Annotated in this window: 16 protein-coding genes; 9 read left to right on the forward strand and 7 right to left on the reverse strand. The window is 69.2% G+C overall.

Annotated features, from left to right (window positions below):
* Positions 1-69: 69 nt before the first annotated feature.
* Genes ATSB10_RS18535 through ATSB10_RS18555 form a run of 5 tightly spaced genes read right to left on the reverse strand, consistent with a single transcriptional unit; the run spans position 70 to position 6,962 of the window.
* Positions 70-1,239, reverse strand: coding sequence for an FAD-binding domain-containing protein (locus ATSB10_RS18535; protein ID WP_063674178.1), 1,170 nt, complete (start codon positions 1,237-1,239; stop codon positions 70-72).
* Complete coding sequence (locus ATSB10_RS18540) at positions 1,236-2,762, reverse strand: cryptochrome/deoxyribodipyrimidine photo-lyase family protein (RefSeq protein WP_063674179.1); 1,527 nt, start codon at positions 2,760-2,762, stop codon at positions 1,236-1,238. Before ATSB10_RS18540 ends, ATSB10_RS18535 begins: the two co-directional genes overlap by 4 nt.
* A gap of 51 nt (positions 2,763-2,813) precedes the next feature.
* Entirely contained in the window at positions 2,814-5,060 is a 2,247-nt protein-coding gene (locus tag ATSB10_RS18545; protein ID WP_063674180.1) for a xanthine dehydrogenase family protein molybdopterin-binding subunit, read from the reverse strand.
* Positions 5,057-5,587: a (2Fe-2S)-binding protein gene (locus ATSB10_RS18550; protein ID WP_063674181.1), complete on the reverse strand. Its 531-nt coding sequence runs from the start codon at positions 5,585-5,587 to the stop codon at positions 5,057-5,059. Before ATSB10_RS18550 ends, ATSB10_RS18545 begins: the two co-directional genes overlap by 4 nt.
* Positions 5,588-5,636: 49 nt before the next feature.
* A complete protein-coding gene (locus tag ATSB10_RS18555) occupies positions 5,637-6,962 on the reverse strand; it encodes an APC family permease (protein ID WP_063674182.1) in 1,326 nt (441 codons plus the stop codon).
* Positions 6,963-7,156: 194 nt separating this feature from the next.
* On the opposite strand from ATSB10_RS18555, the gene ATSB10_RS18560 reads away from it, so the two are divergent.
* The gene (locus ATSB10_RS18560; protein ID WP_063674183.1) at positions 7,157-7,741 is read left to right on the forward strand and encodes an outer membrane beta-barrel protein; all 585 of its coding nucleotides are present in this window, start codon (positions 7,157-7,159) and stop codon (positions 7,739-7,741) included.
* Between the two features lie 72 nt (positions 7,742-7,813).
* On the opposite strand, the gene ATSB10_RS18565 is transcribed toward ATSB10_RS18560, so the two are convergent.
* Both ATSB10_RS18565 and ATSB10_RS18570 read right to left on the reverse strand, forming a co-directional pair.
* Complete coding sequence (locus ATSB10_RS18565; RefSeq protein WP_063674184.1) at positions 7,814-9,742, reverse strand: S53 family peptidase; 1,929 nt, start codon at positions 9,740-9,742, stop codon at positions 7,814-7,816.
* A 216-nt stretch (positions 9,743-9,958) separates the two neighbouring features.
* Positions 9,959-10,843, reverse strand: coding sequence for a PhzF family phenazine biosynthesis protein (locus tag ATSB10_RS18570; protein ID WP_063674185.1), 885 nt, complete (start codon positions 10,841-10,843; stop codon positions 9,959-9,961).
* A gap of 181 nt (positions 10,844-11,024) precedes the next feature.
* Here ATSB10_RS18570 and ATSB10_RS18575 point away from each other — a divergent pair, with 181 nt between their 5' ends.
* The 8 genes from ATSB10_RS18575 (at position 11,025) to ATSB10_RS18610 (ending at position 21,226) form a co-directional block, all read left to right on the forward strand.
* Complete coding sequence (locus ATSB10_RS18575) at positions 11,025-11,630, forward strand: outer membrane protein (RefSeq protein WP_063674186.1); 606 nt, start codon at positions 11,025-11,027, stop codon at positions 11,628-11,630.
* A gap of 107 nt (positions 11,631-11,737) precedes the next feature.
* Positions 11,738-12,376, forward strand: coding sequence for an outer membrane protein (locus tag ATSB10_RS18580; protein ID WP_063674187.1), 639 nt, complete (start codon positions 11,738-11,740; stop codon positions 12,374-12,376).
* Between the two features lie 193 nt (positions 12,377-12,569).
* Positions 12,570-13,178 carry an outer membrane protein gene (locus tag ATSB10_RS18585; RefSeq protein WP_083966293.1) on the forward strand — a complete coding sequence of 203 codons (609 nt, stop codon included), beginning with the start codon at positions 12,570-12,572 and terminating at the stop codon, positions 13,176-13,178.
* Between the two features lie 121 nt (positions 13,179-13,299).
* Positions 13,300-14,817, forward strand: coding sequence for a fumarate hydratase (locus ATSB10_RS18590; RefSeq protein ID WP_063674189.1), 1,518 nt, complete (start codon positions 13,300-13,302; stop codon positions 14,815-14,817).
* A 293-nt stretch (positions 14,818-15,110) separates the two neighbouring features.
* On the forward strand, positions 15,111-17,687 hold the full coding sequence (locus ATSB10_RS18595) for a bifunctional aspartate kinase/diaminopimelate decarboxylase (protein WP_063674190.1): 2,577 nt from the start codon (positions 15,111-15,113) through the stop codon (positions 17,685-17,687).
* Between the two features lie 103 nt (positions 17,688-17,790).
* Complete coding sequence (murL, locus tag ATSB10_RS18600; protein ID WP_063674191.1) at positions 17,791-19,146, forward strand: UDP-N-acetyl-alpha-D-muramoyl-L-alanyl-L-glutamate epimerase; 1,356 nt, start codon at positions 17,791-17,793, stop codon at positions 19,144-19,146.
* Between the two features lie 87 nt (positions 19,147-19,233).
* Positions 19,234-20,589, forward strand: coding sequence for a UDP-N-acetylmuramoyl-L-alanine--D-glutamate ligase (gene murD, locus ATSB10_RS18605; protein ID WP_063674583.1), 1,356 nt, complete (start codon positions 19,234-19,236; stop codon positions 20,587-20,589).
* Position 20,590: 1 nt separating this feature from the next.
* Positions 20,591-21,226 carry a class I SAM-dependent methyltransferase gene (locus ATSB10_RS18610; RefSeq protein WP_236886458.1) on the forward strand — a complete coding sequence of 212 codons (636 nt, stop codon included), beginning with the start codon at positions 20,591-20,593 and terminating at the stop codon, positions 21,224-21,226.
* The last annotated feature ends 38 nt before the right edge of the window (positions 21,227-21,264 follow it).

Here is a 21,264-nt window from a genome sequence, read left to right on the forward strand (position 1 = left end):
GGGAATGCCATTCGTATTTCAAGCAATTTGATTGTATGCAATACAAGTGTGGGCGGTGCGTGAGCGCGCTCAGCCGGCCAGCCGGGTGCGTCGCCACCACTGCGAGAAGCTGGCGCAGGTGGTCGCCACCGGCGCGAACAGGCGGGGCGCGGGGCGCCAGCGGATCGCCTCGGCGGCCGGGCCGAGCGCCTGGCGCAGGTGCGGATCGTCGACGGCATGCACGTCTCGCGCGCCAGCCAGCGCGGCGACCAGAGCCGGAGCGGGAGCCAGCCAGAGCAGCGACGCCAGCGCGCGCTGCCGTTCGGCGACGAACGACCAGCGTCGCGCCGACCACGGCCACCGCCGATGCCAGTCGGCGATCGCCACGGCCACGCGGAGGGTGTCCCCGGGCAGGTCCGCCGGTGCCGCGCCCAGCGACCAGGGATGCACCAGCCACACGTCGCGCCCGTGCACCGCGGCGGGATCCGGCGCGACGTAGCCGTGTGCGGCGGGCGGGCCGTCGAGAAGCGGTGGTTCGCGCTCGCCCCGCGCATCGCCGCGGGCCTCCGCGGCCACGGCTGCCGGGTCGCGGGCGATCCGGTCCAGCGCCTCGTAGCTGCAGTCGATGGCGGTGCCGGTGCTGTGCCAGTCGCGCGGGGCGTACTTCGCCACGTTGGCCGCGTTGAACAGGTACGGCTTGTGGCTGCCGGTGCCGGCCACCCACTGCCAGCTCAGGTGGTTGCTGGCCAGGTCGCCATCGAGCAGGTGCCCGTAGAGCCAGTCCGCGCCGGCGCGCCAGCGCACCTTGCGCAGGTGCACCACGTAGCTGGCCAGCCACATGCGGGCGTGGTTGTGCAGGTAGCCGGTGGCGTACAGCGCGGCCACCGCGCGGTCGATCGCCGGCACCCCGGTGTGGCCTTCGCGGATGTCCTGCGGCAGGGCGCTGGCATACGCGGCGTCGGGCAGCGGCCCGGGGTGCAGCGAAGCGAAGATCGCCTCGCCGCGTTGCTGCCACACGTGCTGGAAGTACTCGCGCCAGCCGAACTCGTAGACCAGCTTGTGCTGCGGATCCAGCCGATGGCGGTCGGCGATCCCGGCGTGGGCTTCCGGCAGCGTGAGCACGCCATGGGTGAGGTACGGCGACAGCCGCGTGACCGCGCCTTCCAGCGCGTTGCGGCTCCGTGCGTAGTCGGCCGGACGCACCGCGGCAAGGCGGGCGAGGGCGGCCTCGCGGGTGGGCGGGAAGTCGTCGGGAGTCATTCGAACAGGTCGGCCTGGGGCGACGGCACCGAGGTGCGGTGACGTCGGGTGGTGGGCGGCAGCCCGCTGCGGCGCGAGCCGTGGCGGGCCTGGATTGCATCGGCCTCGCGGCGTGCCAGCGGATCGCGTCGCGCCGCGTACAGCCGGTCGCGCGCGTGGGTCAGCGCGGCCTTTTCCTCGACCAGCGGGGCTGGATAGTCGCGGCCGATCACGCAACCGGCGGCGCGCTGCTGCGACGGCTCCATCCGCCACGGCTCGGCCAGCAGCGGCAGCGGCACGCGCGCCAGCTCCGGCACCCAGCGGCGGATGAAGCGGCCGTCCGGATCGTGGTCGCGCGCCTGCTTGGTCGGCGAGTACATGCGCAGCGTGTTGATGCCGGTGGTCCCGCTCTGCATCTGCATCTGGCTCCAGTGGATGCCGGCCTCGTAATCGAGGAACTGGCGCGCCAGGAACAGCCCCGGTTCGCGCCAGTGCAGCCACAGGTGGTAGGCGGCGAAACTCACCAGCATCGCCCGCATGCGGAAGTTGAGCCAGCCGGTGGCGCGCAGCGAGCGCATGCAGGCGTCGACCATCGGATAGCCGGTGGCGCCGGCGCACCACGCCTCGAAGCGCGCGCGGTCGAATTCGCCCTCGCGCAGGCCGTCGGTCGCCCGGGCCAGGTTGCGGAACTCCAGCGAGGGCTGGCTCTCCAGCTTCTGCACGAAGTGGCAGTGCCAGCGCAGCCGCCCGGCGAAACCGCGCAGGGCGCGGCGCACGCCGGTGTCTTCCCGGGTTGCGATGGCCGCCACGGTAGCCTGGTGCACCTGGCGCATCGACAGCATGCCGAAGGCGAGGTAGGGGCTGAGCCGGCTGCCGCCGCGCTCGGCGCGCAGGGGACTGGAGATCGACTTGAGGTAGTCGTGGCCGCGGTGGGCCAGGAAGCTCGCGAGCGTTGCTTCGGCCGTGGCCTCGCCGGCCATCTGCAGCTGCTTGCCGTGCGGTTCGAGGCCCAGCCGGGCGAGGTCGGGAAGATCCTGCGGCTCGAGACACGCTTCGCCGCGGAAGCCCGTGGGCGAGGGCACCTGCGGGGCGTCCATTCGTGCCTGCCAGCGCCGGGCCCAGCCATCGCGCGAGCGCAGGCCGCGCACCGCGCCGGTCTGGGGGAACTCCGTCCAAGCCACGCTATGGCGACGGCACCAGGCGGCCACGACCTGGTCGCGGCGGTAGCTCCAGCCGGAGCCGGTTTCCTCGTGGCTGAGCAGCTCGTCGAAGGGGAACCGCGCGCGCAGCCGCTCGAACACGCTGCACGCCTCGCCCACCTCGACCAGCAACGGCAGGCCGCGGGCGGCGAGCGCCCGTCGCAGTTGTGCCAGGCCCTCCAGTGCGAACGCGACGTGGGCGGACGAGCCCTCCGGGCTGGCCAGCCAGTCCGGCTCGATCAGGTAGATCGCCGCGGCCGCGTCGGCCTGTGCCGCCGTAGCCAGCGGGGCGTGGTCACGCAGGCGCAGGTCGCGCTTGAACCAGACAAGGGAGCGTTGAGACATGCACCCCGATACGCGCGTGACGCTCCTTCCGATGCCTGCGGCCGCCTGCGCTCAGAGCAGCCGCAGCAGCTCCTTCATCAGCGGCAGCCGGCGGACGCGTACCGCGGTGGCGCGGAAGACCGCGTTGGCGAGCGCTGGTGCGGCGGTCGGCATGGCCAGGAAACTGGCACCGGCGGGCGGTCGGTCATTGTCCGCGATCACCACGACTTCCACCGCATCCGGCAATTGCGCCATGCCGGCCAGGCCGTAGGCGCTCCAGTCCCGCTGCTGCACCTGGCCATCCCTGATGGTTATCGCCTGGTTCAGTGCCTGGCCGAATGCGTCCAGCGTGGCGCCGGCAAGCTGGCCTTCCAGCCCGGTGGGGTTGATCGCGCGACCGATGTCGGCCACGCAGACTGCGCGCTCGATGGTGAGCTGCTCGCCCTGCATCGAAGCTTCCACCGCGTGTGCGACATAGGCGCCGTCCATGTACCAGGCGGCAATGCCCAGGCCGTTGACGGTATGCAGCCAGGTCGCCCAGTCGATGCGTTCGGCGGCCAGTTTAAGCACGTTGGCCAGCCGGCCGGTGTCCAGCGCACCGCCGCCGGGCAGCGGCAGCTGGCGCGGCTCGCCGATCACCCGCAGGCGGGTATCCAGCGGGTTTTCGCGCATCACGTGGGCGATCTCGTCGATGAAGCTTTCCACGGCGAAGGCCTGTGCCGTATCGGGCATGCCGCGCATGGGGCCGCGCGGCGTGGTGGCCTGCAGTGCGTACCAGTCCAGCCGGAAGTTCGGCACCAGGCCGGCCGGGAGGTGGCCCGGGTTGGCTTCGGCGATCCCCAGCCGGTCGTCCGGCACGCCACGGCCGGCCAGTGCCGGTGCGGTGGCGAAGCGATGGTTCCAGGCCAGCAGCTGGCGCCTGCGGCCGATGATCGCCTGCATCGCATGCACGCTGCCGGAGCGGTAGAAGTCGTGCGCGAGATCGTCCTCGCGCGTCCACAGCAGCCGCACCGGCTTGTCCAGCATCTTGCCCAGCATCACCGCCTCGGCCACGTAATCGTGGTCGAGCCGGCGGCCGTAGCCACCGCCGACACGCGGCACGCGGATGGTGATCTGCGCGGGCGACAGGCCGGTGAGCCGCTGCACCACGGCCAGCGCCTGCTGCGGTGCCTGGGTCGGGATGACCAGCTCGGCGCGATCCTTGTCGATCCGCGCGAAACAGTTCATCGGCTCGGCCGTGGCATGCGCCAGCCACGGCTGAACGTAGGTGGCCTCGATGCGACGGGCGGCCTTCTTGCTGGCGGCGTCGACATCGCCGTCGTTGCGCATGCGCAGGGCAGGCGCGCCGTCACCGGCGAGCAGGGTCTGCGCCTGCTGCTCGATGGCAGCGGTGGACTCGCCCGCGGATGCGCCGGGCTTCCATTTCAGTTCGAGTGCGGCGCGACCACGCAGTGCCGCCCAGGTGTTTTCCGCCACCACCGCGACGGCGACACAGCGCGGCGTGGTGCCAAGGGGCTGATCTTTTTCCGGGGCCAGACGCAGGATCTTCTGCACGCCCTTGATCGCCAGTGCCTTGGCCGTATCGATCCGGTCGAGGCTGCCATCCGGCCACGGGCAGTGCGCCATCACGGCCACCAGGGCGTCGTCGCTGGCGTGGTCGATGCCGAAGCGGGCCTGCCCGGTGACTACCGCGCGGGCATTGGCGTCACCGGCGCCCTTGCCGATCAGGGTGAAGCGGTCGGGCGTCTTCAGCGGCACCGGTGCCTTGGGCGGATCGATCTTCGCGGCTGCCGCGGCGAGCTGGCCGTAGCCGAGGCGGCGGCCATCGCCGCTGATCACGTGGCCGGCCTCGCAGCGGAGCTGGTCGGCCGGCACGCCGAGCTGGCGTGCCGCCGCCTGCAGCAGCAGCCAGCGGGCCAGTGCACCCGCCGGGCGCAGATCGTTCCATGCCGACGGTACCGAGGTGCCGGTGCCGCCGAGCTGGTGGCCGTAGACGAAACGGGTCTTGCCGCCAACCTGGGTCGTGTCCGGCCCCAGGGCGATCACCCTCACGCTGGACCAGTCGGCATCCATCTCGTCGGCGATGATGCGGGCCAGCGCGGTCGCGGCACCGGTGCCGGTTTCCGGGTCGCGCGCGCCGATCAGCACGCTGCCATCGGCGTCCACGCGCACGTAGGCACCGAGACCGTAGATCTGGTCGCCGAGCCAGCCGGTGGGTACCGGTGCATCGGCGGCATCGACCAGGGGAATGCCCACCACCAGCGCTCCCGTGGCGCCGGCCAGTACCTGCAGGAAGCGGCGACGTGACAGCCGGATCATGCCTGGCCTCCCCTGGCGGCGCGCTGGATCGCCTTGCGCACCCGGGTCTGGCAGCCGCAGCGGCAGAGGTTGGGCAGGGTGTCGATATCGGCGTCGGAGGGATGCGGCTTGCGGCGCAGCAGGTCGACGCCGGCGATCAGCCAGCCCGGCGTGCAGTAGCCGCAGCCGATCGCGTCCTCGTCGATGAAGGCCTGCTGCAGCGGGTGCAACTGGCCGTCGGGGCCGGCCAGTCCCTCCACGGTCACCACGGATTTGCCGGCCAGCCGGGCCATCGGCAGCGTGATTGCCGAAATCGCCTTGCCGTCGACCAGCACGAGATCGGCGCCGCCGGTGCCTTTGGCATCGGCGTACTTGGTGCCGGTCAGGCGCAGCACGTCCCGCAGATACCAGAGCAGCGGCAGCTCGGGGTCGCCGGTGTGGCGGAAGTCCTCGCCGTTGATGCGCAACCCGATGCCGTCACGGACCTTTTCCGGCGTGACGGAGGTGTCCGGTTTCGCCAGCAGACCCTGGTCCTGCAACTGCGCCATCAAACCGCTCCCGAGGATGATCCGGGCATTCTCGCATCCCCTGCGAGGCTTAGGGATGGGCGGGCCTGAACAGACGCTGCCAGACGAAATACACCGGTGCGCCGGCCAGCATGATCAGCACGCCGATGCCGGCATTGCGCGGATTGCTGCGCATGGTCTCGACCACCACCCAGCCGATCACGCCCACGAACAGCAGCGGCAGCAGCGGGTAGCCCGGCACCCGGAAGCTGGCGCCGGCGCCATCGTGGCGCCGGTACCAGAACAGCGTCAGCACGCCGATCGCGCAGGCCAGCCAGTCGGCGAAGGTGGCGTAGTCCAGCAGCTGGCCGTAGCTGCCCGAAGCCACGAGCACGATCGACCATCCGGCCAGCAGCACGATCGCCAGGTTCGGCGTGCGATGCACCGGGTGCAGCCGTGCCACCGAGCGGAAGAACAGCCCGTCCTCGCCCATCACCTGCAGCACGCGGGCGCCCGCCACCACGGTGATGTTGCAGAAGCCCAGGGTGGAGATCGCCACGCCCAGCGAGATCGCCTTGGCGCCGACGGTGCCGAACACCCGCTGCATCACGTCCGCTGCCGGGGCATGGCTGGCGGCCAGCCCCTCGTGACCGAGCGCGGCCAGGTAGGCCACGTTGACCAGCGCGTAGGCGACGATCACCCCGAGCATGCCGAGGAACAGCGCGCGGGGCAGGGTGCGCTGCGGCTGGTCGACTTCGCCGGCGAGGTTGTTGAGGTAGGTGAATCCGGAATAGGCGAACAGCACCGGCAACGCCGCACCCATGAAGCCCACGCCGCGCCGTGCTTCGTCCACCCCCAGCACCGCATGCGCGCCCTGACCCACACCGGCCAGGTAGAGGCCGCAGCCGACCAGCACGGCGACTGCCGCCAGCTTGAGCACGGAGAAGGTGTTCTGGATGGTCGCGCCCAGGCGGATCCCGAACAGGTTGATGCCGGCGACGAAGGCCAGTGCGGCGACTGCCAGCGGCGTGGCCGCCCGTGGCGGCAGGTCGAACAGGGCCGAGGCATAGCTGGCGAAGATGGTGGCCACCGCCGCGGTGGATCCGGAGTAGATCACCAGCAGCATGGTCCAGCCGAACAGGAAGCCGGCCAGCGGACCGAAGGCTTCGCGCAGGTAGACGTAGATGCCGCCGGCGTTCGGTCGCCGCGCGCCGAGCTCGGCATAGCACAGCGCGCCGACAAGGGTCAGCAGTCCTGCCCCGACCCATATCGCCAGCAGCGCGATGCCCGATTCGGTACGCGCCGCGGCCACGCCCGGATTGAGGAAGATGCCGCCACCGATGATGCCGCCGATGACGACCATCGCCGCGTCGCCCAGGCGCATGTTGCGCAGGTATCCGTTCGGGGTATTGGGCATGCGCGGGCGATCCGTTCGCGGGAGGCGGGAGAGGAGGCCGCATCATGTCGGTCCGCGGCAAGGGCGGCAAGCGCCTACGCGCCATGTAGGCGCTTGCCGACAGGCTCGCTGCCTGCGGCTGCCCATACTCCCGCGGCTGCTGCCGCGGTCATGAGGCCGAGGTGCAGAAATCGCCAACCACAGGGGAGTCACCGATGAGCAAGCGCTTCACCATCGCCGTTGCGGCGATGGCCCTTTCCTGCATCTCCGCCGGCTCGCTGGCCGCGACCACCTCGGGCCAGTTCTTTCTCAATGGCACGGTGGGTCAGTCGACCTGGCACGATGACGGCTTCAACACGAGCAAGACGGACACCGCCACGGCGTGGCGCTTTGGCTACGCGTGGAACATCGATCAGGTGAGCTACGGCTTCGAGGCCGGCTATGCCGACTTGGGCAAGGGCAAGGGAACCTACTATTCCGGCGTCGGCAGCAGTGACCTGTCGGGCGGCGCCACCGGACCGCTGGCGGGCGTCAACATGACCTACCGCTTCCGCAACCGCATGTTCGTCAATGCCCGCCTCGGCTGGATGCACGACAACGTCGACTTCAAGATCGGCGGATCCAGCTCGAGCTATTCCGGTGATGGTGGTTACGCGGGTGTCGGCGTGGGCTACGACATCAACGAGAACTTCGGCGTTGGCGTGGCTTACGACCGCTACAACGTGCGCGCCCAGATCAACGGCTCACGGTCGCAGGACGGCGTGGACGTATTCTCCGGGTTCGCCGAAGTGCGCTTCTGAGCACTCTTCGCCGGCAGCGAACGACAACGGCCGCCCCATGGGGCGGCCGTTGCTTTTCCACTGGCCGGTGGCTTACCAGCGGAACCGCATGAATGCGTCCAGGTTGCTCACGTCCAGCGTGCCGATGCCGGCGCCCGGGGTGTAGTGCGGTGCACCCTGGTAGAACCAGTTGTCGCCGCCGTTGACGCTGTTGAACGGCGAGTAGCGGCCATAGCCGAACACCGCCTGCAGGAAGTACATCTGCGGATTCCACAGGCCGATGCGATGGCCCGAGCTCTGCCGCAGCAGCGCGGTGATGCCGTTGAGCTGTGGCGCCACGAAGCTGGTGCCGCCCTGGCCGGCGGTCGCGCCGCCATCGGTGCTGGAGTACACCAGATAGCCCGTCTCCGGGTCCGCGTTGAGTGAGATGTCCGGCAGGTTGCGGCCGGCGAAGTGCGAGGGCAGCTTCAGCAGCGTGGTCGGGCCGGCCGTCGGGTCGTTGTAGTCCAGCGACTGGTGGCCTTCGGTGCGACGGATGCCGCGGGTGAAGTACTGGTAGAACGGCTTGCGCCAGTAGCTGCTGACGCCGCCGCCGCCACCCACCGAGAACAGGTCCACCACACCCTGGCCGAAGTTGGTGTCGAAGTAGGTCTGCAGGTAGTCCCAGCCCCACACGCTCTCCTGCGAGACCGAGGCCACCGGGCCGTTGCCGAAGGCGAAGCTGAAGGGCGTGGTGGTGCCGCCGGCCGCGGTGATGTACGGATCGGATGCCGGCGAGTCCACCGTCAGCGGTGCGCTGAATTCACCGGGACCGGTGCCATGACCGAGCCCGCGCACGGTGTCGTAGGCCCCCGAGTCGCCGGCCGCGGCGAACACCGACTGTCCCTGCACCGCCGCTTCCATCAGCAGCGTGTGGAACGCTTGCAGCGTGCCGACGTCGCGGGTGTCGTTGACGCGTGCGCCGTCCACGTTGAGTGCCGCGAAGTTGTAGATCTCCGGGGCGCCCCAGCTGGTGGAGATGGCGTCGGCGCGGTTGTCCACCACCGCCTGCGCCAGGGCATTGACGAAGCTGGCGTTGGTGTTCGGCGCGTCGTAGACGAGGATGTCGGCATCCGGCGCCAGGCCACCTGCCTGTTCCACGTCCAGCGCGGTCTCGCCGCTGCCGCTGTTGATCGGGCCGCCGCCATCGACGTGGATCTGCTCGATGCGGTGCGGTTTGGTGGTCAGGCCGATGGCACTCCAGTAGGCCTCGGCATCGGCCGGGTCGAAGTTGGCCAGCGTCACGATGGCGACCGTGGAGCCCTTGCCGGTGATGCCGCGCTGATACAGCGGATTGATGTTGTAGAAGTTGGCCACGTCGCCGACGGTGTACTCGCCGGGCTGTCCCGACGCGGTCGGATTGCTGTCGGCGCTCTTCGCGCGGTTGGCACCGATTGCGTTGAGGCTGGCCAGCTTGGGGGCGGCCTGGGGCAGGTGCGGCGAGCTCAGCCGGTGCGACAGGAAGCTCGATTCGTTGTCCAGGCCGACGATCGCGTCCACCTGTCCGACCAGCCCGGCCGGCATCACCACGTCACCGGTCGGACGGTGGTAGAGGCGACCGTTGGAGCGCAGCCGGTAGCTGTGGATAGGGGTGCCGAAGGCGGCGCTGAACTGGGCCAGCGTACCGCTGACCTGGAGCGTGATGCGGTTGGCCATCACGTCGCCGCGCAGTCCCTGCGAGGCCAGGTAATGCTGGACACGGGCGATCTCGGCGTCGGAGGCGCCGTAGCGCCGGGCGAAATCCGCGGTGCTGAGGAAGCGCTGGAAGTTCGGACTGCCGGGGGTGACGGTCTGCTGGATGTAGTTGGCCAGTCCGTGCTCGTCGCGCAGGTGGAGCATCAGCGTGACGTTGACGGTCTGCGAGGCGTCGGTAGCACTCGTGGTGGTCGCCTGTGGCGCATCCGCGGCGCTGGCAAGCGATGCGCCGGCGAAGAACAGTGCGAGGGTGGCGGCGAGGGTGGTGCGGTGAAGCGTGGATCGCATGAGACTCTCCTTAGAACACGACCGGGATCGGAGGCCACGACAGTCCGCGCAAGGCGCGACCTGCCGCGCTTCAACCCGATGGGCGAGCGCGTCATCCGTAGCGATGACTTCATTGTTTCCCTGTACGCCGTCGTGTCCCCCGCAGACCACGATGGCGTTCTGTGAGCTTGCACCCAAAAACACTTCAAGTGAAGTGCTAGGCACTCGGCATTTTTCCTAGAGCGTCGGTGCCAGGTTCAACTCGCCACGCACGGTGAGTGCGCAGGCGCCGCCAATGGTGACGGTGCCTGTCGTGTCGTCGCGGGCGACATCGACCATCCCGTCGCGTCCGACCTCACGCCCCTGGCTGGCCCGGTAGCGGGTGCCGTACAGGTTGTCGCCGCGGAGGCCCAGCCAGGCCATGATCGCTGCATTGGCACTGCCGGTGACCGGGTCCTCCGGAATGCCGTCGGCGGGGCAGAACGCACGCACGGCCATCGCCGCGGTGCCGTCGGTCTCGTGGCCGAACACGCTGACGCCCACGGCTGCGTTGTGCCCGCACAGCGCAGCCACCGCGGCGAGATCCGGCTGCAGCGCGCGCACGGCGCCGGCTTCGCGCAGGTCGCAGACCAGCCAGTGCGGACCGTTGTCGACCAGTCGCACCTCGTCCCGTTCCAGCCTGGCCGGCAAGGCCGCGGCCAGCCGCTCGCGCAGGTCGTCCCCGATCTCGAGGATCCGCGCCGGTGGCGCCTGGACGTGGATCCGGCGGGCGCGGCCATGCCCCTCCACGCGAACCGGCAGCAGCCCCGCCGCACATTCCTGCACGAGCGAGCTCTTGCCGGTATCGACCAGTCCCGCCTCGATCGCGGCATAGGCGCTGCCGACACTGGGGTGTCCGGCGAACGGCAGCTCCTGGCGCGGGGTGAAGATACGCACGCGGTAGTCCGCTTCCGACCTGGTCGGCGGCAGCAGGAAGGTAGTTTCCGAGAGGTTGGTCCAGCGGGCGAAGGCCTGCATCGACGCGTCGTCCAGGTCCTGGGCGTCGATCACGACGGCGAGCGGATTACCCAGCATCGGGCGATCGGCGAAGACATCCAGTTGCATGAAACGACGGGCGGTCATGGCGGGTCCGTACGAGGGTGAGGGATGCACCATGCCAGTGGGGTGCGGCATCGGCAATCCGGTGCCTGGATGTCACAAGCGCGAGTCGCGCACGGCCCGGGCCGTCGTGTTTCTGCTACGGTGCCGGGCCCTTCGGCGCGGCCCGCTGCGGGGAATCCAATGAACCACACAAGGAAGCAGGATGAGCAGGAAGCTTGCCGCGGCGTGCCTCGCCGCGTTGATGCTGTCGTCCGTCGTTCACGCGGAAGGCAATGTATATTTCGTCAACGGCGCACTGGGTGCGTCCGATGGCCACCTGGACGGTAGTTACCGATACGGCGACCGCTTGCGCGGCACCGACGCCGCCGGTGCCGTGCGCGTCGGCGTGATGTGGCAAGACCCGGTCGACCGGGGCATCGAGGTCGGCTACGTCGATCTCGGGCAGGTATCGGACCGGTACGTTGTCTTTCCGTCCAACGTCAGGAACGAGGCTCGCACCCGCGGCATGCTGCTGGGTGGCAACTTCACCTACCGCTTCGATGCGCCCTGGTACCTGTCGATGCGTGGCGGCTGGCTGCATGCCTGGACTGATCTGCGGACCCGCGTCGATGGCCCCTATGGCGTGGCCCCCTCCGCTTCGGCCAGTGGCGATGGCTTCTACGTTGGTGTGGGCGGAGGCTGCGACATCAGCGAACGCCTCAGCGTTGGCCTACATTACGACCTCTATCACGTCCGGGCGTCGGGTGGTGGTGCTGATCTCGGTGGCGACATCGGCACGGCGATGGTTCAGCTCGAATACCGATATTGAGGATGTGATGCCAAGGCGTTGGACTGGGAGGTCTCTTTTCAGTAATTCATAAATCCCGCTTGCTACGATTTGCGGCACTCCGAAAAGGAAGATCGAGGGAAAATGGAATGAATAGATTACTTTTAGTCGTATTGGCCCTGGGCTCGGTCGCTGCGTCAGCATCGGTCAGGGCGGATTCTCAAGAGGGGGGCTATTTCCTGAGCGTGGGTCTGGGAGGGTCGGTCTATCATTCGTTCGGGCGACCAAGCATCCCTGGTTATGTCAAGAAAAACAGCTCCGGCGCCGGGGCCATCCGCTTCGGTTACCAGTGGAATAACGCTGCGCATCTCGGTATCGAGACGGGTTACGTCAATCTGGGCCAGATGAAGTCCCGGTACAGTTTTGGCGATTACTCGCTCAACGAGAAACTGCGGGCATCGGGTTGGATGTTGGGTCTGAACAGTGCCTTTCGTTTCGACAGTCCCTGGTACGTATCCCTGAGAGGGGGACTGCTCCGATCCTTGCAAGAGTCCAGATACAGCTATCAGAACCTGCCCTATGGCCCTGCCTACGGAAGCTCCGGCTATGGCAGTGACAGCGGCACTGGTGCGGGTTGGTATGCAGGCCTGGGTGTCGGATACGACCTCACCGAGCGTTCGAGCATTGGTGTTCAGTACGACAACTATCACCTCCGGGCCACACTTGATGGGGCGTCGAGCGACGGAAACGTATCGGCTTTTACGATCCAGTTCGAGTACCACTTCTGAGGGATGGCAGTGCCGCGCGGTGAGGTGCCTCGCGGCCTGCTCCTATCTTGAGCCCGGTGTGGATTGGGTTGCCGCGGGCTATTGGCGGAACCGGGAACTGGCCAACAGACCCGCGGCGGCGCCTCGGCTACCTTGTGAGTGCGTCATGACGGCGTTCATGCGCGGATCGTGATCCAGCTCACAGGGGTGTTCGATGTTCCGGAAAATGGCGGTGGCGTTCCTCGCCGCTACGACCTTCGCGTCCGCTGCGCAGGCGGCCGGGCCACAGTATTTCGTCGATATCGGCGCGGGCAGTGCGCGCGCGCAGCTCGGCCAGCCGGCCGGTACCGGTTATCGCCGCGACGGCAGCGACGTGGCCAGCGCGCTCCGCGTGGGCGTGCAGTGGCGCGGTCCGGTCAGCTGGGGTGTGGAGACCGGGCTGATCTACCTGGGCAAGTTCTCGGACAGCTACAACCTGCCGGGCGCCACCGTGCAGGACCAGGTGCAGGTATCGGCGGGCCTGCTGGGCGCGACGGCGACCTGGCGCGCCGATGCACCCTGGTATGTCACCGCCCATGCCGGTCTGCTGCATGGCTGGCTGGATGTCAGCTCGCAGGTCAGGCCGCCGATCTACGTGGCCAGCAGCAACGGGATGACGGCGGGTAACGGCTGGTACGCCGGTGTGGGCGGCGGTTACGACCTCAGCGACCGGTTCAGCGTCGGCCTGCATTACGACTTCCATCACCTGAACGCCTCGCGCAACGGCGTCCGCATGGACGGCCATGTCGGCACGCTGATGCTTCAGCTCGAATACCGCTACTGAGTGGGCAGGCCGGGCGCGGCCCGGCGCCATGTGGTTTGGCCGGGTCGCGCCCGATGCGGCAAAATAGCGGGCTGGCGCCGCCGAGATTCCCCCGGTGGGCCCTTATCCCCGCGAGCTGCCCATGACCGCCATCCAGCAGGAAGACCTGATCCAGTCCGTCGCCGACGCGCTGCAGTACATCAGCTACTACCACCCGGTCGACTACATCACCAACCTCGCCGCCGCCTACGAGCGCGAGGAGTCGCCCGCGGCCAAGGACGCGATGGCGCAGATCCTGATCAACTCGCGCATGGCCGCCGAAGGCCATCGGCCGCTGTGCCAGGACACCGGCATCGTCACGGTGTTTCTGAAGGTCGGCATGGGCGTGCGCTGGGAGGGCTTCACCGGCTCGCTGGAAGACGCCGTCAACGAGGGCGTGCGCCGCGCCTACAACGACCCGGACAACAAGCTGCGCGCCAGCGTGCTGGCCGATCCGGCCGGCAAGCGCAGCAACACCAGGGACAACACCCCGGCGGTGATCAACGTCTCGATCGTGCCCGGCGACAAGCTCGACGTGATCGTCGCCGCCAAGGGTGGCGGTTCGGAAGCGAAGTCGAAGTTCGTGATGCTCAACCCGTCCGACTCCATCGTCGACTGGGTGCTGAAGACCGTGCCGACCATGGGCGCCGGCTGGTGCCCGCCGGGCATGCTCGGCATCGGCATCGGCGGCACCGCCGAGAAGGCGATGCTGCTGGCGAAGGAGTCGCTGATGGAGCACATCGACATCCAGGAGCTGATTGCCCGCGGCCCGAGCAACCGCGCCGAGGAGCTGCGCATCGAGCTGTATGAGAAGGTCAACGCGCTCGGCATCGGCGCGCAGGGCCTGGGTGGCCTGACCACGGTGCTCGACGTGAAGATCAAGGACTACCCGACCCACGCGGCCAACCTGCCGGTGGCGATGATCCCGAACTGCGCCGCGACCCGCCATGCGCACTTCACCCTCGACGGCTCCGGCCCGGTGGCGCTTGCGGCCCCCTCGCTGGAGGACTGGCCCAAGCTCACCTACAACCCGGCCAACGCACGGCGGGTGAACCTCGACACCATCACTCCCGAGGAAGTCGCCAGCTTCAAGCCGGGCGAGGTGCTGCTGCTCAACGGCAAGCTGCTGACCGGTCGCGACGCCGCGCACAAGCGCATGGTCGACATGCTCAACAAGGGCGAGAGGCTGCCGGTCGATTTCACCGGCCGCTTCATCTATTACGTCGGCCCGGTCGACCCGGTGCGCGACGAGGTGGTGGGTCCGGCCGGTCCCACCACTGCCACCCGCATGGACAAGTTCACCGAACAGGTCTTGGCGCAGACCGGCTTGCTCGGCATGGTCGGCAAGGCCGAGCGCGGCCCGGCGGCGATCGAGGCGATCAAGAAGCATCGGTCGGTGTACCTGATGGCGGTCGGTGGCGCGGCCTACCTGGTGTCCAAGGCGATCAAGGCCTCCAAGGTGCTGGCCTTCGCGGACCTTGGCATGGAGGCGATCTACGAGTTCGAGGTGCAGGATATGCCGGTGACCGTGGCGGTCGACTCGGCCGGCACGTCGGTTCACAAGACCGGGCCGCGCGAGTGGCAGGCGCGGATCGGCAAGATTCCGGTCGTGGTGGAGTGATCGAAAAGGCCGGCATCCGCCGGCCTTTTTCATGGCGGCGTCGCGGTGGTGGCTGCTCCTGTGCTGCCTTCCGGCGTCGTCCGGGAAGCTGCGGTTGGCCGGCAGCTCGGCGGTTGTTGCATCGGAAACGATGAACGGACGTCTGGACGTCCAAACTCCAAGGTATGGCTGGCCTGTTGCAATCCCCTTGCGGCAGCGCAACACTGGCGGGATTCGTCTTCCCCACAACCACCAAGAGTCTCGTGAACTCCCAAGCCCCCGCGCCGCTTTCCGCGGACGCCCCCTGGATCGTGATGAAGTTCGGCGGCACCTCCGTCGCCACGCTTCCCCGTTGGCAGAACATTCGTGAGCTGGTCGCCAGCCGCCGCGCCGAAGGCGCCCGCGTGCTGGTGGTCGTCTCCGCGCTGACCGGTATCACGGACGCACTGAAACAGCTGTGCGGCGAGGGCGACCGGGCGAAACGGATGGCGGCGGCCGACGCGATCGCGCAGCGCCACTATGACCTGTTGGCGCACATGCAGCTGGAGACGCCGCCGACGCTGGCCGAACGGCTGCGCACGCTGGCCGAACTGGCCGACAAGGGTCCGGCCGAGCTGGGCGAGTTGGCCTGGTCGGCGCAGGTGCAGGCGCACGGCGAGCTGATGTCCAGCGCGCTGGGCGCGGCCTTTCTCAGCCACAGCGGCGTGCCGACCGAGTGGGTCGACGCGCGCGAGTGCCTGAGCGCGATCGCGCTGCCCAACCAGAACGAACGCACCCGGCTGCTCTCGGCGATGGTCGATGCCCGCCCCGATCCGGCGCTCAACGCCCGGCTGGCCGAGCGTGGCGAGGTGTTCATCACCCAGGGCTTCATCGCCCGCGAGGCGGACGTCGAAGGCAGCCGCCGACGCACGGTACTGCTCGGCCGCGGCGGCTCGGACACCTCGGCCTCGTACTTCGGCGCGCTGCTGAAGGCGGCGCGGGTGGAGATCTGGACCGACGTGGCCGGCATGTTCACCGCCAATCCGCGCCAGGTGCCGGGTGCACGCCTGCTGCAGAAGCTGGACTACGAGGAGGCGCAGGAAATCGCCTCCACCGGTGCCAAGGTGCTGCACCCTCGCTGCCTGTCGCCGCTGCGCGAGCCGCGCGTGCCGCTGCTGATCAAGGACACCAACCGGCCCGAGCTGGAAGGCACCGTGATCGGCCCGGAGGTGCGCGAGCACGCGCCCAGCGTGAAGGCGATCAGCGCCCGCAAGGGCATCACCCTGGTGTCGATGGAGTCGGTCGGCATGTGGCAGCAGGTCGGCTTCCTCGCCGACGTGTTCGCGCAGTTCAAGCAGCATGGCCTGTCGGTGGACCTGATCGGCTCGGCCGAGACCAACGTCACCGTGTCGCTGGATCCGACCGAGAACCTGCTCGATTCCGACGCGGTCGCCGCGCTCGCCGCCGACCTGGCCAAGGTGTGCCGGGTCAAGGTGATCGCGCCTTGCGCGGCGATCACCCTGGTCGGACGCGGCATGCGCTCGATGCTGCACACGCTGTCCGGCGTGCTGGCCGAGTTCGGCCAGCTGCGCGTGCACCTGATCTCGCAGTCGTCGAACAACCTCAACCTGACCTTCGTGGTCGACGAGAGCGTGGTCGACGAACTGCTGCCGCACCTGCACGAACTGCTGATCGCCGCCGGCGCGCTGCGCACCGACGACAGCGCGCTGTTCGGCCCGAGCTGGCAGGCGCTGTACGGCAGCGGCGAGACGCCGGTGGCGGCCTCTGCCTGGTGGCGCGAGGCCGAACGCGAGCGGCTGTTGGCGATCGCCGCCGAGGCGACCCCGCGCTACGTCTACCACCTGCCCACGGTGCGCGCGCAGGCACGCGAGCTGAAGACGCTGGCCGCGGTGGATCGCCTGCACTACGCGGTGAAGGCCAACACGCATCCGGCGATCCTGAAAGCCATTGCCGAGGAGGGCTTCGGCTTCGAGTGCGTCTCGCCGGGCGAACTGAAGGCGGTGATGGCGGCGGTGCCGGAGAGCGCGCCGCTGCTGTTCACGCCGAACTTCGCCCCGCGCGAGGACTACGCCTGGGCCCTGACCACCCGGGCCACCGTCTCGCTGGACTCGCTCTATCCGTTGGAACACTGGGGCGACACCTTCCGCGGCCGCGAGATCGTGCTGCGGCTGGACCTGGGTCGCGGCCTGGGCCATCACGAAAAGGTGCGCACCGGCGGCAGCGGCAGCAAGTTCGGCCTGCCGGTGGAGCAGCTCGATGCCTTCCTGCGCCTGGCCGACCGCCATGGCGTGACCGTGCGCGGCCTGCACGCGCACCTGGGCTCGGGCATCCTCGACGCCGGCCACTGGGGTGAGGTCTATGCCCAGCTGGCCAGCCTGGCCGAACGCATCGGCAGCGTGGCCTTCCTCGACATCGGTGGCGGTCTCGGCGTGCCGTCGCACCCGGGTGAGGCGCGGCTGGACATCGCCGCGCTGGACAAGGTGCTGCGTGAGGTGAAGGCCGCCTATCCGCACTACCAGCTGTGGATGGAACCGGGCCGCTACCTGGTGGCCGACGCCGGTGTGCTGCTGGCGAAAGTTACCCAGCAGAAGGGCAAGGGCGCGCTGCGCTACCTCGGCGTGGACACCGGCATGAACAGCCTGATCCGGCCGGCGCTGTACGACGCCTGGCACGAGATCGTGAACCTCAGCCGCCTCGACGAGCCGGCCACCGCGCTCTATCAGGTGGTCGGTCCGATCTGCGAGAGCGGCGACGTGCTCGGCAGCGACCGCCGCCTGCCCGAGGCCAGCGAGGGCGACGTGGTGCTGATCGCCCAGGCCGGCGCCTACGGCAAGGTGATGTCCTCGCCGTACAACCTGCGTGACGATGCAGGGGAAGTGATCCTCGACTGACCGCGTTCCGCCCCCGCCCTGCCCGTACGTCGACGGGCAGGGCGGGGGCGGCGCCGTTAGAATCTGCGCTTGCGCCGAGCCGCGGCCGGCGAGGGAGAACTACGTGAGCCAACCGATCCAACCGCGCCTGACCCAGGTGTTCCGTTTTCTGCATGCCCGTTATGCCGACGGCGTGGCCGAACTGGCCTATGCCTTCGACGAGGGAGAGCCGCTGGTCGAACGCATCCGCTTCCCTGCCGCCCCCGCCCTCCCGCCGGCGCGGCAGGCGGCGTTCGACGCGGCACTCAAGCTGCTGCACCTGATCGCCGGCGTGAGCTACTACAAGGCCGGCGTGCCGCCGACCATCGCCGTCGACGATGGTCCGCTGGACGATGCCACCGCCGACCTGCTTGACGCGCTGTACCTGAACGGCCTGGCCGAATTCGCCTACCGCAACGGGCTGGATCTGCGCGGTCGCATCCGTTTTCCGCGTGGCGGCCAGTCCTTGTCGGTGGCGCCGGTGCTGGGCCTGCCGAAGCGCACCCTGGTGCCGATCGGCGGCGGCAAGGATTCGCTGGTGGCGGTCGAGGCGATCAAATCCATCGGCGGTGACGCCACCGCGGTGTGGGTCGGCAACTCGCCGCTGATCGCCGCCTGTGCCGAGCGCACTAGCCTGCCCACGCTGAACATCCAGCGCGAGCTGGCGCCGGGCCTGTTCGAGCTGAACCGGCTCGGCGCGTGGAACGGCCACATCCCGGTCACCGCGGTGAACTCGGCGATCCTCGCCGTGGCGGCGATCCTCTACGGGCACGATTCCATCGCCTTCGCCAATGAGCGATCGGCCTCGGCGGCGACGCTGGAATACGAAGGGCAGCAGGTGAACCACCAGTGGAGCAAGGGCTACGCGTTCGAGACGCTGCTGTCGGACTGGCTGCACAGCCATGTGGCAGCGGATCTCGATTACTGCTCGCTGCTGCGTCCGTATTCGGAACTGGCGATCACCCGCGCCTTCGCGAAACTCACGCCGTACTTCGACAGCTTCTCCAGCTGCAACCGCAATTTCCGCATCCTCGGCCCGAAGCCCGCCGACCGCTGGTGCGGGCAGTGCCCGAAGTGCCATTTCGTGTTCCTCGCGCTGGCGCCGTTCCTGCCCAAGCCGCGGCTCCTTACCATCTTCGGCCGCAACCTGCTGGACGACGAGTCGCAGGCGGCCGGCTTCGACGCGCTGCTCGAGTACCAGGACCACAAACCGTTCGAATGCGTGGGCGAGGGCGCCGAGGCACGGGCGGCGATGTACGCGCTGAGCCAGCGGCCGGAGTGGGCGGAGGATGCGCTCGTCGCACGCTTCCGCAGCGAGATCCTGCCGCAGCTCGACGCATCGCAGCTGGCGCTGGAGCCGTGGCTGCAGCCGTCGGGCGAGCACCGCGTACCTGCACGGTTGCAGGGCGCCCTGGCGGCGATCGGCGGACCCAACCCATGATCTGTAGGAGCGCACCCTGTGCGCGACTGCATTTCCCGGGATCCACGTCCGGTCGCGCACAGGGTGCGCTCCTACAGGGGCTGGGCCGTGCGTATCGCTGACCTGGTGGGACGGCGCGTCGCGATCTGGGGCTTTGGCCGCGAGGGGCGGGCGGCGATCACCGCGATCCGCGCGCAGCTGCCGGCGTTGCCGTTGGCGCTGTACTGCAGCGAGGCCGAGGTGGATGCGGCACGGGCCTTCGATCCGGCGCTGACCGTGCATGGCATCGAGCCTGACGCGGTGGCGCTGTCCGCCTGCGACGTGGTGGTGAAGTCGCCGGGCATCTCGATCTACAAGCCGGCAGTGACCACGGCGCAGGCGCAGGGCACGGTATTCACCTCCGGCACCGCGCTGTGGTTCGGCGGGCATCCGGACGCCCGCGTGGTCGCGGTCACCGGCACCAAGGGCAAAAGCACCACCACCGCGTTGCTGGCTCACCTTGCGCGAAGTCTTGATGTTCGCACCGCGCTGGCCGGCAACATCGGCTTGCCGTTGCTGGAGCTGGATGGCCAGTCGGCTGATCTGTGGGCGATCGAGCTTTCCAGCTTCCAGACCGGTGAGGCCGGCCCGCTGGAGCTGGCCGTGGTGACCAGCCTGTACGAGGAGCACCTGGACTGGCACGGCTCGCGCGAGCGCTACGTGGCTGACAAGCTCAGGCTCGGCGACCGGGCACGCACCCTGCTGGTGAACGGCCAGCAGGCCAACCTGTTGGCGCTGACGACCGCGCACGCGGACCGTCGCTTGTTCGGCGAGCCGGATGGCTGGCATGTCGCCGACGGTTTCATCCGCCGCGGCAAGCGCGAGGTCTTCCCGGTGGCGCAGCTCGGCGTGCCCGGCCTGCACAACGCACTCAATGCCAGCGCCGCGCTGGCCGCGCTGGAGCTGCTCGGTTACGACGCGCTGGCCGCGGCGCCGGCGCTGGCCACCTTCCGCCCTTTGCCGCACCGGCTGCAGCCGCTGGGACGGCGGGATGGGCTGGACTGGATCAACGATTCCATCGCCACCACGCCTCCGGCGGTGGTGGCGGCGCTGGAGAGCCTGCCGGGGCGCGAGATCAGCGTGCTGGTGGGCGGCTACGACCGGGGCGTGGACTGGGCGCCGTTCGTCACGCACGTGCAGGCGCATCCGCCGCGGGCGATCGTCTGCATGGGGGCGAACGGTCCGCGCATCGAAGCGGCGCTCGTCGCCGGCAACGTCGCCTGCCCGGTGTCGCGCGTGGCTGACCTGGCCGCGGCGGTGGAGGCAGGGCGTGCCGCTACGCCCGCGGGCGGCGTGGTGCTGATGTCGCCCGGCGCGCCGAGCTTCGACCAGTTCAAGGACTACGCCGAGCGCGGCCGCCGCTTCGCCACGCTGGCTGGCTTCGAGGCCGACGCCACCGGCATCGATGGCCTCGGCATCCGCTGAGGTGCCGGTCGCTTGCCCGCTGTGCGGGGCGGCGACCGGTGCGCCGTGGCGCGAGGCTACCGGCGTCTACCGGCACTGTCCCAGGTGCGACCTGGTCAGCCGCGATCGCGCGACCTGGCTCGATGCCGAGGCCGAGCGCGCGTATTACGGCACGCACGACAACCGCGTCGATGATCCGGGTTACCGGCGCTTCCTGGGTCAGCTCGCCGATCCACTGATCGCCTGCCTCGCGCCCGGTGCGCGCGGTCTGGACTACGGCTGCGGCGCGGCGCCAGCGCTGGCCTCGATGCTCACCGATGCCGGCTTTCCCGCCGTCGGCTACGACCCGTTCTTCGCGGCCGACGACACCCTGCTCGACGCACGCTACGACTTCGTCACCTGCACCGAGGTGCTCGAGCACATGCACGATCCGCTGCGCGACCTGACGCGCATCGATGCGCTGCTGAAGCCCGGCGGCTGGCTCGGCCTGATGACCGAACTGCGCCCGCCGATGGCCGACTTCGCCCGCTGGCACTACCACCGCGATCCGACCCACGTCGGTTTTCATTCCGAAGCGTCGCTGCGCTGGATTGCGGCCCGCTTCGGCTGGACGGTGACGGCGATCGGACGCCGCGTCAGCCTGTTCCGGCGGGTGTAACGCCACCCGGCCGGCCCGACGCGACGGGGACGAAAAAG

The sequence above is a fragment of the Dyella thiooxydans genome (assembly GCF_001641285.1).
Lineage (GTDB): Bacteria > Pseudomonadota > Gammaproteobacteria > Xanthomonadales > Rhodanobacteraceae > Dyella_A > Dyella_A thiooxydans.